At 57.2% G+C, this 12,467-nt stretch carries 10 protein-coding genes, 4 tRNA genes and 1 riboswitch; of the genes, 3 read left to right on the top strand and 11 right to left on the bottom strand.

Translation table 11 applies throughout. The features are described 5' to 3' along the window. Window positions 1-580: 580 nt before the first annotated feature. A tRNA-Arg gene (locus F8N66_RS23670) sits at window positions 581-657 on the bottom strand. Window positions 658-1,293: 636 nt separating this feature from the next. Here F8N66_RS23670 and F8N66_RS23665 point away from each other — a divergent pair. Beyond that, the gene (locus F8N66_RS23665) at window positions 1,294-1,620 is read left to right on the top strand and encodes an Arc family DNA-binding protein (RefSeq protein ID WP_150772465.1); all 327 of its coding nucleotides are present in this window, start codon (window positions 1,294-1,296) and stop codon (window positions 1,618-1,620) included. A 99-nt stretch (window positions 1,621-1,719) separates the two neighbouring features. On the opposite strand, the gene mgtE is transcribed toward F8N66_RS23665, so the two are convergent. Next, entirely contained in the window at window positions 1,720-3,162 is a 1,443-nt protein-coding gene (gene mgtE, locus F8N66_RS23660; RefSeq protein ID WP_150772464.1) for a magnesium transporter, read from the bottom strand. A 319-nt stretch (window positions 3,163-3,481) separates the two neighbouring features. On the opposite strand from mgtE, the gene F8N66_RS23655 reads away from it, so the two are divergent. Continuing rightward, window positions 3,482-4,000 (top strand): outer membrane protein assembly factor BamE, encoded by a 519-nt coding sequence (locus F8N66_RS23655; RefSeq protein ID WP_150772463.1) that lies wholly within the window; start codon window positions 3,482-3,484, stop codon window positions 3,998-4,000. Window positions 4,001-4,019: 19 nt separating this feature from the next. Here the strand turns inward: F8N66_RS23655 and F8N66_RS23650 are convergent. The 7 genes from F8N66_RS23650 to ltaE form a co-directional block, all read right to left on the bottom strand. Next, window positions 4,020-4,096: transfer RNA gene (locus tag F8N66_RS23650), tRNA-Arg, on the bottom strand. Between the two features lie 71 nt (window positions 4,097-4,167). After that, window positions 4,168-4,244: transfer RNA gene (locus F8N66_RS23645), tRNA-Arg, on the bottom strand. Between the two features lie 108 nt (window positions 4,245-4,352). Continuing rightward, window positions 4,353-4,443, bottom strand: a tRNA-Ser gene (locus F8N66_RS23640). Window positions 4,444-4,505: 62 nt separating this feature from the next. Further along, on the bottom strand, window positions 4,506-4,694 hold the full coding sequence (csrA, locus tag F8N66_RS23635; RefSeq protein ID WP_002554426.1) for a carbon storage regulator CsrA: 189 nt from the start codon (window positions 4,692-4,694) through the stop codon (window positions 4,506-4,508). Between the two features lie 188 nt (window positions 4,695-4,882). Continuing rightward, window positions 4,883-6,124, bottom strand: a complete 1,242-nt coding sequence (locus F8N66_RS23630) for an aspartate kinase (protein WP_137808005.1) — start codon at window positions 6,122-6,124, stop codon at window positions 4,883-4,885. A 92-nt stretch (window positions 6,125-6,216) separates the two neighbouring features. Further along, a complete protein-coding gene (gene alaS / locus F8N66_RS23625; RefSeq protein WP_150772462.1) occupies window positions 6,217-8,841 on the bottom strand; it encodes an alanine--tRNA ligase in 2,625 nt (874 codons plus the stop codon). A gap of 146 nt (window positions 8,842-8,987) precedes the next feature. Continuing rightward, a complete protein-coding gene (ltaE, locus tag F8N66_RS23620) occupies window positions 8,988-9,992 on the bottom strand; it encodes a low-specificity L-threonine aldolase (protein ID WP_150772461.1) in 1,005 nt (334 codons plus the stop codon). Between the two features lie 196 nt (window positions 9,993-10,188). Further along, window positions 10,189-10,359: riboswitch (FMN riboswitch) on the top strand. Between the two features lie 103 nt (window positions 10,360-10,462). Here ltaE and F8N66_RS23615 point away from each other — a divergent pair. Beyond that, window positions 10,463-10,975, top strand: a complete 513-nt coding sequence (locus F8N66_RS23615; RefSeq protein WP_150772460.1) for a 6,7-dimethyl-8-ribityllumazine synthase — start codon at window positions 10,463-10,465, stop codon at window positions 10,973-10,975. A gap of 156 nt (window positions 10,976-11,131) precedes the next feature. Here the strand turns inward: F8N66_RS23615 and astE are convergent, their stop codons facing one another. Together astE and F8N66_RS23600 are read right to left on the bottom strand one after the other, a co-directional pair. Continuing rightward, window positions 11,132-12,142 (bottom strand): succinylglutamate desuccinylase, encoded by a 1,011-nt coding sequence (astE, locus tag F8N66_RS23605; protein ID WP_150772458.1) that lies wholly within the window; start codon window positions 12,140-12,142, stop codon window positions 11,132-11,134. 12 nt (window positions 12,143-12,154) lie between these two features. Continuing rightward, entirely contained in the window at window positions 12,155-12,442 is a 288-nt protein-coding gene (locus F8N66_RS23600) for a topoisomerase II (RefSeq protein WP_150772457.1), read from the bottom strand. Window positions 12,443-12,467: the final 25 nt, after the last annotated feature.

The following is a 12,467-nucleotide window of genomic DNA, read 5'->3' as shown; positions in this document are numbered from 1 at the left end:
GTTGGTTACATCTTTGATTTCTCGCGGAGTAACTTGTGATGCTGATAATCTGTTGACTAGCAGTCTGATACCACAAGCACCCACACGAATTGCTTGATTCAGTTGTTAAAGAGCGGTTGGTTAAGATGTTCGTCTCAACCGAGGCGCGCATTCTACAGCAGCCTCATTTGCTGTCAAGTGGTTATTTTCAGAAGTTTTCAAAGTTTCCTTTGTAACTTCAACCACTTGCGCTTTCGATCTCTCGTCAGCGGGAGGCGAATTCTACAGCGTTACACGCTGCTGTCAACACCTCTTTTTCAACTCCCTTTTGGCTTCGATGACCTGAAGCAACTTGCTGTCGAAATCTACGCAACTCATTGTTTACCAAGGAGTTTTCCGTTTCGACTGCGCCGGAAGTGGGGCGAATTATAGACATCTGAAATCTGCCGTCAAGCATTGATTTGGGTTTTCTATCAATAATCCGCAAAAAGCAGGAAACGATCCACTCCTTCTATATAGGAGAAGTACACAGCCAGCCAGACAGCGCATCGTCAATTGCTAACAGCAGCAAACACAGAAGTAAGGAAAAGCAGGAATAGCGTGGTGTCCCAGGGCAGGTTCGAACTGCCAACCTTCCCCTTAGGAGGGGGATGCTCTATCCAATTGAGCTACTGAGACACAAGTTGCCAGCGAGGATACGCAAGCGGTAGACGGCGTGCATGTTAACGGGCAAGCCAGCCTTTGTCATGTCGTCCGTGGTGCTTTTTAAGTGTAGGCAGCTGCGCCACAGGCCAGAGGATTTTACCGTACCCTCTATTGGCGACCCATCACATGCTCATCACCAAAGCAGAAGTGTGACAGAAGCCAGAACGAACGGATTCGCAAGCCCCCTCTCCCCACTCCCGCGCCTCACCTGACAGACCCGCCTGCCATTCAGCCTAAACACCACTCACCCACCATTCACCGCTAGTAAATCGGCCATTTGCCACTATTCTGTAAAGACAAGGAACAGTGATCGAACTCGCAAGGTTTGCCCCACAGATTTTTACCTCCACTGTCGGGCAGAGCACGCGGCCAGCGATACGGACCTGGACAGCTTTCCAAACCAGTCCGCATTTCTGATAATTGGTGCTGGCAGAACGCCTTTATCCAGTTCAATATTTGTCACAGAATTGACGCCAATGATCTGGCAACTTTGAGGCATGATGCGAGCCTCTATCAATTCAGGTTGAACATTTGGCCGTTGCGCTTGTCGTATCAGACATCCTGCGGCCAATCCCGAGAACCGCTCCCCTGAACTAACCGGTTAAATATATGCGCCCATTGAAACAGGCAGTTTATTCCAGCCGTACAGCTGACAAGTTTGTCGTACGTCTGCCAGACGGAATGCGTGAACGCATTGCCGAGGTCGCTCGCAATCATCACCGCAGCATGAACTCCGAGATCATCGCGCGTCTTGAGCAGAGCCTTATTCAGGAAGGTGCGCTAGGGGAAGAACTGAGCATGCGCCTGGACAGCCCAGAGCTTTCTTTGCACGAACGCGAATTGTTGCAACGCTTCCGCCAACTCTCCCATCGCCAGCAAAATGCCCTTGTTTCACTCATTGCTCATGATGCTGAAATGGCCGCTGACGCCACCTGACTTGCACTGAACGCTCAAGCCAGCTAATCGCTGGCTTTTTTTTGCCTGAAATTCAGGCAAAAAAAAACCCGCCTTAAGGCGGGTTTCAGAACGAGAGACCTAGAGCAGGAAGATCGTTGCCAGCCCAAGGAAGATAAAGAAGCCACCACTATCAGTCATGGCAGTGATCATCACGCTGGCGCCCATCGCCGGATCACGACCAAGTCGTGCAAGCGTCATTGGGATCAAAACCCCCATCAGCGCCGCAAGCAGCAAGTTAAGTGTCATGGCAGCCGTCATCACCACTCCCAAAGACCAACTGCCATAGAGCAGGAAAGCCACAACGCCGATCACCCCACCCCAGACAACACCATTGATCAAAGCTACTGCCAATTCCTTGCGCATGAGCCGCGAAGTATTACCGGTACTCACCTGGTCCAGTGCCATGGCTCGAACAATCATGGTGATCGTCTGGTTACCCGAGTTACCACCGATGCCCGCCACGATCGGCATCAGTGCCGCCAGTGCCACGAGTTTTTCGATGGAGCCTTCAAACAGGCCAATGACACGAGATGCAACGAATGCGGTGATCAAGTTCACGGCCAGCCAGGCCCAACGGTTACGCAACGACTTCCACACCGACGCGAAAATGTCTTCTTCTTCGCGCAGACCCGCCATGTTGAGAACTTCGCTTTCGCTCTCTTCACGAATCAGGTCAACCATTTCATCGATGGTCAGACGACCAATCAGCTTGCCGTTCTTGTCGACCACGGGCGCGGAAATCAGGTCGTAACGCTCAAACGCCTGGGCAGCATCGTAAGCTTCTTCGTCCGGATGAAAACTCACCGGATCACTGGCCATGACTTCAGAAACCTGTTTGTCCGGGTCATTGACCAGCAAACGCTTGATCGGCAACACGCCCTTGAGGACACCGTCGTAATCGACCACGAACAGCTTATCGGTATGACCTGGCAATTCCTTGAGGCGACGCAGGTAACGCAGTACCACTTCAAGGCTGACATCCTCGCGGATTGTCACCATCTCGAAGTCCATCAATGCACCGACCTGCTCCTCGTCATAGGACAGGGCTGAACGCACGCGCTCACGTTGTTGCTGGTCCAGGGTCTCCATCAACTCATGGACAACGTCCCGCGGCAGCTCCGAGGCCAGGTCCGCCAGTTCATCGGCATCCATGTCCTTGGCCGCAGCCAGGAGCTCGTGATCGTCCATGTCGGCGATCAGGGTTTCACGGACCGAGTCGGATACTTCGAGAAGAATGTCGCCGTCGCGATCAGCCTTGACCAATTGCCAGAGCGTCAGTCGATCGTCCAGCGGCAGGGCTTCAAGGATATAGGCGACGTCGGCAGAGTGCAGGTCATCGAGCTTTCGCTGCAACTCGACGAGGTTCTGCCGGTGAACCAGGTTCTCGACCCGATCGTGATGCGGGCCTTCCTGGCGGTGAGTCAGGTCTTCTACCACTCGCTGACGCTGCAACAGCTCGATGACTTGAGCGAGGCGGTCCTGCAAGCTTTCCTGTGTTTTCTTTACTTCAACTTCAGACATAGGCGAACTCCACTCCCAGCAGTGGAACACGCCGGAAGGATCAATCAGTCAGTTCATGATTGGAAAAACGTTTTACTGAGTAACTACTGGGTAAGTCCATGGAGGTATTCCACAAGCCCCGGCGGGGCTGACGGGCGCAATGATACACCGCCTGACGGTTTCAAATGTTAAAAAATCGCGGCTTAAACAAGCGCTTGCAAGACAATCTTGAGCACTGTCCTGATCCTTGAAACTCCGACGACTCATCCAGAAAAGAAAACACACGCTCAGGAAAAATGGAGCAGCTACGCTTGAGGGGAATCGTCACGGAGGACGCTCGATGCCATCGAATGCACAGTATTTTTTCCTTATCACCCTGCTCTCCCCGCCCTGGGCTTTTGCCACGTCCATTCATCGATGCGAGGCGGCGAGCGGACACATCACCTTCACGACATTGAGCTGTGCCCCCGACGACAACCTGTCACTGCAGCAAGTACGCACCTTCACACCGGGCAATACCGTCACGGCGCTAATGCCTGAAGTGGAGAGTCGCGGCGTACCAGGCAAGAACATCAGCAGGCGAGATCCAACGGTCGTCGGCAAGACCGAGGACAAATGTGGAAACCTGATCAGCAACAAGGAGCGCCGTGCAGCAATCATCAATCAACGGATTATCGCTGGCATGAGCCAGCAAGACGTCGAAAGCGCTCTCGGCAAACCAGACAAAATCAGTATTCGGAACTCGAGCACAAACTACCGCTACGAAACCAAACGGGGTCGTAGCGCTAACATTGAATTCGACGAGAGAGGATGCACGAAAGGAAAAGCCAAATCCCAGACGGCAAAAAGCCCGCATTAAATGCGGGCTTTCTGTTGTATGGTGCACTCGACAGGATTCGAACCTGTGACCGCTCGGTTCGTAGCCGAGTACTCTATCCAGCTGAGCTACGAGTGCATTTGTGTTTTTATACCAGATCACAACTGGTTGAAGCCAAGTCATTTACATTGCTGCAAACAACTCTTAAATGGTGCACTCGACAGGATTCGAACCTGTGACCGCTCGGTTCGTAGCCGAGTACTCTATCCAGCTGAGCTACGAGTGCATTTGTTGCCGCGCATTATAGGCCGTTCAATCTGTTTGTAAAGCGCTTTTTTCTAGTAATTTCAACAACTTACCGAAGAAGCCAGATTACAACGTACTACGCAAATAATGGCGGAGAACGGGGGATTCGAACCCCCGACACCCTTTTGAGGTGTACTCCCTTAGCAGGGGAGCGCCTTCGGCCACTCGGCCAGCTCTCCGCAACACGGGGCGTATCTTAACCAACCTTTTCCCCGTTTGCAAACATAAAAAACGATAAAAATTAATGGCTTGGTTCTTCGTCCTTCTCTTTCTTGATGCGCAGGTAAATTTCCTCACGGTGGACAGCCACCTCTTTAGGGGCGTTCACCCCGATACGCACTTGATTTCCTTTGACGCCGAGCACGGTCACAGTGATTTCGCCATCACCAATAATCAGGCTTTCTGCGCACCGACGAGTCAGAATCAACATACCTTTCTCCTCACGCATTACATTTCAGGGACAACAGTCTGCAAAAAAAAGGCACTAAACCTACAACCAATATGGTCGATGGCCTACATGCCTGAGTATTGACTAGCGCGAGCAAAAGAACAGCCTCGAGGGCCACGCCATTCAAAAAAACAAAGGGCGCGGTCAGACCGCGCCCTTTGGCAAACGCATCACTCGCCCTGGCGGGCCGGTGCGTCCAGATCGAAAGCTGTGTGCAGGGCGCGCACAGCCAATTCCAGGTACTTCTCTTCGATCACGACGGAGACTTTGATTTCCGAGGTCGAGATCATCTGGATGTTGATGCTTTCCTTGGCCAGGGATTCGAACATGCGGCTGGCTACGCCTGCGTGAGAACGCATGCCAACGCCGACGATCGATACCTTGGCGATCTTGGTGTCGCCAACGACTTCACGGGCACCGATCTCACGCGCGGTGTTCTCCAGCACGCCTTGTGCGGCCTGGTAGTCATTGCGGTGCACAGTGAAGGTGAAGTCAGTGGTGTTATCGTGCGCGACGTTCTGCACGATCATGTCGACTTCGATGTTCGCGGCGCTGATAGGGCCGAGAATCTTGAACGCAACGCCCGGGGTGTCTGGCACGCCACGGATGGTCAGCTTGGCTTCATCGCGGTTGAAAGCGATGCCGGAAATGATCGGCTGTTCCATGGTTTCCTCTTCATCAATAGTAATGAGGGTGCCCGGACCCTCCTTGAAGCTGTGCAGTACGCGCAGCGGAACGTTGTACTTGCCGGCGAATTCCACCGCACGGATCTGTAGCACCTTGGAACCGAGGCTGGCCATTTCCAGCATCTCTTCGAAGGTAATCTTGTCCAGGCGCTGAGCCACGGACACCACACGCGGGTCGGTGGTGTAGACACCGTCGACGTCGGTGTAGATCTGGCACTCGTCAGCCTTCAGGGCCGCCGCCAGCGCCACGCCGGTAGTGTCGGAACCGCCACGACCGAGGGTGGTGATGTTGCCGTGCTCATCGACGCCCTGGAATCCGGCGACGACCACCACGCGACCGGCCTTCAGGTCGCCGCGAATCTTCTGGTCATCAATCTGCAAGATACGCGCTTTATTGTGCGCGCTATCCGTCAGGATCCGTACCTGGTTGCCGGTGTAGGACACCGCTGGCACACCGCGCTTCATCAGCGCCATGGCCAGCAGGGCGATCGTCACCTGCTCACCGGTGGACACGATCACATCCAGCTCACGAGGAACCGGTTGGCCGTCACCACTGATTTGCTTGGCCAGATCGATCAGACGGTTGGTTTCGCCGCTCATTGCAGACAGCACAACCACCAGGTCATCGCCGGCATCGCGGAATTTCTTAACCTTGTCGGCGACCTGTTCGATTCTCTCGACAGTGCCGACCGAGGTGCCTCCAAATTTCTGTACGATCAAAGCCATTTCAAAGCCGCCTCTGCCCCATGAAGGGCGCCCAAATAATCACTCAAACAGCGTTCCGGCCCGCCACTAGACTGCGGGCCGGGCACACTGCCTTATAAACCCTGCTCTACAAATGGAACGGTCAGCGCCAGTGCGGCATCCAGTGCGCCAGCGTCGGTACCGCCGCCCTGCGCCATGTCTGGACGACCGCCGCCCTTCCCGCCCACTGCCGCAGCGGCTTGCTTCATCAAATCACCGGCTTTGAGTTGGCCGGTCAGGTCTTTGGTTACGCCTGCAACCAGAACGACCTTTTCCTCATGGACACTGCCGAGCAGGATCACTGCGCGACCGAGTTTGTTTTTCAGCTGATCGACCAGCGCCAGCAGCGCCTTGCCATCCTGGCCGTCCAGACGCACGGCCAGCACTTTCACACCCTTGACATCCAGCGCTTGCGCCGACAGATCGTCGCCAGCCGCGCTGGCCGCCTTGGCTTGCAACTGCTCGAGTTGCTTCTCCAGCAGACGGTTGCGCTCCAGCACAGCCGACAGCTTGTCGATCAGGTTGTCGCGGCTGCCCTTGACCAGGTTGGCCGCTTCCTTGAGTTGTTCTTCCGCTGCGTTCAAGTAGGCCAGTGCCGCGGCACCAGTGACGGCCTCGATACGACGCACACCCGACGCCACACCGCCTTCGCTGATGATTTTCAGCAGGCCGATGTCGCCGGTACGGTTGGCATGGATGCCACCGCACAGCTCGACGGAGAAATCGCCGCCCATGCTCAGCACGCGCACGCTGTCGCCGTACTTCTCGCCGAACAGCGCCATGGCGCCTTTCTGCTTGGCGGTTTCGATGTCGGTTTCTTCGGTTTCAACGGCGGAGTTCTTGCGAATCTCGGCGTTGACGATTTCTTCCAGCGCTTTCAGTTGCTCAGGCTTGATCGCCTCGAAGTGGCTGAAGTCAAAGCGCAGGCGCTGACTGTCGACCAGCGAGCCTTTCTGCTGAACGTGATCGCCCAGCACTTTGCGCAACGCGGCGTGCAGCAGGTGAGTGGCCGAGTGGTTCAGCGAAGTGGCATGGCGCACATCGGCTTCGACGTGGGTTTCCACCGGTGCGCCAACGATCAGGCTGCCCGATGCCAGGACGCCGTGATGCAGGAATGCCCCGCCGGTCTTGGTGGTGTCACGCACGTCGAAACGCGAAGCGCCAGCCTGCAGATAACCACAGTCACCCACCTGGCCACCGGATTCGGCATAGAACGGGGTCTGGTTCAGCACCACCACGCCCTCTTCGCCTTCACTCAATACGTCGACCGACTGCCCGTCTTTATAGAGAGCAACGACTTTCGCCGAACCGCTGGTGGCGTGGTAACCGGTGAACTCGGTGTCGACGTCGACCTTGACCAGGCTGTTGTAGTCCATGCCGAAGGAACTGGCGGAACGTGCACGGACGCGCTGGGCTTCCATTTCGCGTTCGAAACCCGCTTCGTCGATGGTCAGGCTACGCTCGCGAGCGATGTCGCCGGTCAGGTCCATCGGGAAACCGTAGGTGTCGTACAGCTTGAACACCACATCACCAGGCACCACGTCGCCCTTGAGTTCGGCCAGGTCCTGCTCGAGGATTTTCAGGCCCTGCTCCAGGGTCTTGGCGAACTGCTCTTCTTCGGCTTTCAGTACGCGTTCGATGTGCGCCTGCTGGGATTTCAGCTCAGGGAAGGCTTCGCCCATCTCGGCGACCAGGGCCGCAACGATCTGGTAGAAGAAGCTGCCCTTGGCACCCAGCTTGTTGCCATGGCGGCAAGCGCGACGAATGATCCGGCGCAGCACGTAGCCACGACCTTCGTTGGACGGCAGCACGCCGTCGGCAATCAGGAAGCCGCAGGAACGAATGTGGTCAGCCACGACTTTCAGGGAAGCCTGGGCGTCGTTGGTGCAGCCGATGGCCTTGGCCGATGCGGTCAGCAGGCTCTGGAACAGGTCGATTTCATAGTTCGAGTGAACGTGCTGCAGCACGGCACTGATCCGCTCCAGGCCCATGCCGGTGTCCACCGACGGCGCTGGCAGCGGGTGCAACACGCCGTCGGCGGTGCGGTTGAACTGCATGAACACGTTGTTCCAGATTTCGATGTAACGGTCGCCGTCTTCTTCCGGCGAGCCCGGTGGGCCACCCCAGATGTCGGCGCCGTGATCGTAGAAAATCTCGGTGCAAGGGCCGCACGGGCCGGTATCACCCATGGTCCAGAAGTTGTCGGACGCGTATGGCGCGCCCTTATTGTCGCCGATGCGAACCATGCGCTCGGCCGGAACGCCGATTTCCTTGGTCCAGATGTCGTACGCCTCGTCATCGCTGGCGTAGACGGTGACCCAGAGCTTTTCCTTTGGCAGGTTCAGCCACTGGTCGGAGGTCAGGAAGTTCCAGGCGTAGGTGATCGCGTCACGCTTGAAGTAATCGCCGAAGCTGAAGTTACCCAGCATTTCGAAAAAGGTGTGGTGACGGGCGGTATAACCGACGTTTTCCAGGTCGTTGTGCTTGCCGCCGGCGCGCACGCATTTCTGGCTGCTGACGGCGCGGGTGTACGCGCGTTTTTCCTGGCCCAGGAAGCAGTCCTTGAACTGGTTCATCCCCGCGTTGGTGAACAGCAGGGTTGGGTCGTTGCCCGGAATCAAAGAGCTGGAGGCTACACGGGTGTGGCCTTGCTCTTCGAAGAAGCGAAGGAAGGCTTCACGGATTTCTGCGCTTTTCATTAGGTTCTTCCACGGAGGCTGCGGCCAAAGGCCTGTTCGAAACGTCAACAGACGAAGCGACGGCAAAGGGCCGCATTATATCGGCCCTGCGCGCGGGGTACAGCGTGTTTATACGATAGAAACGGTCAATTGGACGGCTAACGCTATCACTTGCGCGAAAAGTCGACGAATGTCGCGACGACCTGCTCGATTTGTTCACGGCTGACGTCCATGTGCGTGACCATCCTCAGCCGCGCGGCGGCACTGAGCCTGACCCCGCGCTCGGCGGCAAATGCCTTGATCGCCCCGGCCTGATCGCCCATCGCCACGTAAACCATGTTGGTCTGCACTGGCTCGACCTCGAAACCCGCCGCGCGCAGGCCATCGGCCAGCAATTGTGCGTTGGCGTGGTCGTCTGCCAGGCGTTGAACGTTATTGTCCAGAGCATACAAGCCTGCAGCCGCCAGAATCCCGGCCTGGCGCATGCCGCCACCGACCATTTTACGCAGGCGCCGCGCCTTGCCGATCAACTCGACCGAGCCGCACAGTACCGAACCGACCGGCGCGCCCAGGCCCTTGGACAGGCAAACCGAGACAGAATCGAAATATTGGGTGATTTCCCGGGCATCGACACCCAGCTTGACCGCCGCGTTGTACAGCCGCGCGCCGTCCAGGTGCAGCTGCAATCCGTGCTCACGGGTAAAGTTGCGAGCACGGGCCAGGTATTCCAGCGGCAGAACCTTGCCCTGCATGGTGTTTTCCAGCGCCAGCAGTCGGGTGCGGGCGAAGTGGAAGTCGTCCGGCTTGATCGCGGCGGCGACCTGCGCCAGGTCCAGGGATCCATCGGCCTGAACTTCCAGCGGCTGCGGCTGGATCGAGCCAAGCACCGCCGCACCGCCACCTTCGTACTTATAGGTGTGGGCCTGCTGACCGACGATGTATTCGTCGCCGCGTTCGCAGTGGGCCATCAAACCCAGCAAGTTGCTCATGGTGCCGGTCGGAACAAACAGGGCGGCGGCAAAACCCAGGCGCTTGGCCAACTCGGCTTCCAGGCGATTGACCGTCGGGTCTTCGCCATACACATCGTCACCGGTGGCCGCGGTGGCCATCGCGTCGAGCATGCCGGCGGTGGGTTGGGTGACGGTGTCGCTGCGAAGATCGATAACGCTCATGAATCTGGCCTCGGTAAGCAGGGGGAAATCCCTTTCAGGTAGGAATTACTGCGGTCATGTCGCTCAATAATCAACCCTTGGGTAGGAAAAGGCTTCTTGAACTGACGAAAAAATCGATAGCAATCATCAGATAGCAGCAATGCACAGGTGGGAAATATGTGTTAAAAACGCTGCGCCGCCCAACATTCTGGCGGCAAAACGTTCTCAGGGCGGGGTGCAACTCCCCACCGGCGGTAATTGCGCGCAATGCGCATAGCCCGCGAGCGCTTGGTGACGGCAAGGCTTCGGCGGTGACTGGCAGCAAGGTCAGCAGACCCGGTGTGATCCCGGGGCCGACGGTCATAGTCCGGATGAAGAGAGAACGGGATTGGCGCCAAAGGGCCGTCCGCAGGCACTCGTGCGAGCGTGCGTACCCTTAAATCCCATTCGATTCATAACGCCCTGTTTTTCACACAAACAGGAGTCAGAACATGCAACCCACCGCAATCGACAGCAAAAGCAAACACCATCACGGCGAGCGCGTCGCGTTCATCCAGGCCTGCTGGCACAAGGATATCGTTGACCAGAGCCGTAAAGGCTTCGTCGCCGAAATGATTGCCCAGGGTTATCAGGAATCCGACATCGATTTCTTTGAAGTCGGTGGTGCCTTTGAAATGCCCTTGCATGCCAAGCTGCTGGCCAAGACCGGCCGTTATGCCGGCATTGTCGCCGCTGCCCTGGTGGTGGACGGCGGGATCTACCGCCACGAATTCGTTGCCCAGTCCGTGGTCAGCGGCCTGATGCAGGTTCAACTGGAAACCGAAGTGCCGGTATTCTCGGTGTCCCTGACCCCACACCACTTCCATGCCGGTGAAGAACTGCACCATAAGTTCTTCTTCGAGCATTTCGTGCATAAAGGCCAGGAAGCGGCGAAGACGTGCGCGGATACGCTGAGCAAGATTCGCGCATTGCGTCGCAGCGAGCCTCGCGCAGTAGCGGTCTAAACACCGAAAAAGCAGGTTGGGTGAGGCTCCAGGCCTCACTCAAATCAAATGTGGGAGCGGGCTTGCTCGCGAAAGCGGTGTGTCAGTCAGCGAATTGCTTGAATGACACACCGCTTTCGCGAGCAAGCCCGCTCCCACAGGGGTCATGCAGTGAATTCAGGCCAGGTTTTCGTCGGTCGTCGGCACGATCAGGATGCCGGCGCGCAGGCCGTTCTTGACCTTGGGGTTCGGGAAGATGATCCGGGCGCCCTCTTCTTCGATGATCCAGCGGGTGTTGGCGATGTCTTCGGCCAACAGGTAACCCACTTCCAGTTCCGAAAAGTTCTCGATGTCCGCCGGCAGGTTCAGGCGGAAACTGTCGCTGTGCTTGATGATTTCCCGCGCCACGCTAAACAGCTGTAAACCGTCTAGCGCCTCTTCGGTCGATTCCGGCTCGGTGCCTTCGATGATCTGTTTCAGGCGGGTTTCCAGCAGAGAGACATTCACCCCATCGTTGTGCCCGAACGGCCGCGCCTTGCCCAGTTCGAGCGTGAAGGCCTCCGCACCGAGCTTGTCGTAGGTGTAGGAGCTGAAGACGATGGACGGTTTGTTCTGCAGCAGCACCGCTTCCATGCCGGCGGCGCGCAAGCGCGCCAGTTCCAGGCGTGAGTGCTGGCGATCTTCTTTCCACGGATACAACGCGAACTGCTCGATTTTCGAGCCACGGATCGCGGTGTGCAGGTCGTAGTGCAGGCGCTGGCGATCCGGCAGGCTGAAGAAACTGGCCGCCAGCCGCTCCAGTTCGCAAGCGCGCAAGGCTTCGCTGCCACTGCTTTGTTCGTGACGGCCATTGAACAGCCGATTGACGTCCTGCTCGACGAAACGCTCGCCGCGGCGAATGGCGTCGGGATTGCCGAACAGGAACAGAATACGTGCGCGCGGCTTCAGATCGCCGCGAGCGATGTCATGCAACAGGCGATCGAGCAATTCGATCGGCGCTGTTTCATTGCCGTGGATCCCCGCTGACAGCAGCAGGTCCAGGCCATTGTCGCGCGCTTCGGGTGGCCGGACTTCCAGCGCACCCTCGCTCAACCAGCGCATACGCACGCCTTCGACAGTCAGTTGAGTCTTCTCCGCCGGTTCACGGCCGGCGAGGGTCAGTTCAAGCAGTTTGCCGAGGGCGAGCATAGAGCGGATTCCTTAGTGGTCGTGGTTGCAATCCGGGCCGTGAACGTGGTCTTCGTCGCCGACTTCAGCCGGTTCCATTTCCAGTTGCAGACTTACCAGATTAGTCGCCAATGGGCGCAGCAGCAGGTTGGCGTACTCGGCGTCGCCTTCTTCGACGTCCACGCCGATCAGCAATTGGCCACGGCCATCGTGCTGGATCCACAGCTCTTTGCCTTGCCACATGACCGCGACGCGGGTGCAGGAGGTTGCCAGTTGCGTGCCGTCGGTGTCTTCAAGGATCAGCTGCAGGGTATCGCTCATGTAAATACGCTCTCGTTTGAGATGA

Origin of the sequence: Pseudomonas fluorescens, assembly GCF_902498195.1 — a bacterium.
In the GTDB taxonomy this organism is placed as follows: domain Bacteria; phylum Pseudomonadota; class Gammaproteobacteria; order Pseudomonadales; family Pseudomonadaceae; genus Aquipseudomonas; species Aquipseudomonas fluorescens_BU.
This window is presented reverse-complemented; position numbering and strand designations above follow the sequence as displayed.

Excerpts from the sequence above, each read along its gene's own strand:
- F8N66_RS23615 (WP_150772460.1), top strand. The coding sequence starts at position 10,463 with ATGCAACCCACCGCAATCGACAGCAAAAGCAAACACCATCACGGCGAG.
- F8N66_RS23600 (WP_150772457.1), bottom strand. The coding sequence starts at position 12,442 with ATGAGCGATACCCTGCAGCTGATCCTTGAAGACACCGACGGCACGCAA.
- astE (WP_150772458.1), bottom strand. The coding sequence starts at position 12,142 with ATGCTCGCCCTCGGCAAACTGCTTGAACTGACCCTCGCCGGCCGTGAA.
- mgtE (WP_150772464.1), bottom strand. The coding sequence starts at position 3,162 with ATGTCTGAAGTTGAAGTAAAGAAAACACAGGAAAGCTTGCAGGACCGC.
- F8N66_RS23630 (WP_137808005.1), bottom strand. The coding sequence starts at position 6,124 with ATGGCTTTGATCGTACAGAAATTTGGAGGCACCTCGGTCGGCACTGTC.
- F8N66_RS23655 (WP_150772463.1), top strand. The coding sequence starts at position 3,482 with ATGCCATCGAATGCACAGTATTTTTTCCTTATCACCCTGCTCTCCCCG.
- alaS (WP_150772462.1), bottom strand. The coding sequence starts at position 8,841 with ATGAAAAGCGCAGAAATCCGTGAAGCCTTCCTTCGCTTCTTCGAAGAG.
- csrA (WP_002554426.1), bottom strand. The coding sequence starts at position 4,694 with ATGTTGATTCTGACTCGTCGGTGCGCAGAAAGCCTGATTATTGGTGAT.
- ltaE (WP_150772461.1), bottom strand. The coding sequence starts at position 9,992 with ATGAGCGTTATCGATCTTCGCAGCGACACCGTCACCCAACCCACCGCC.
- F8N66_RS23665 (WP_150772465.1), top strand. The coding sequence starts at position 1,294 with ATGCGCCCATTGAAACAGGCAGTTTATTCCAGCCGTACAGCTGACAAG.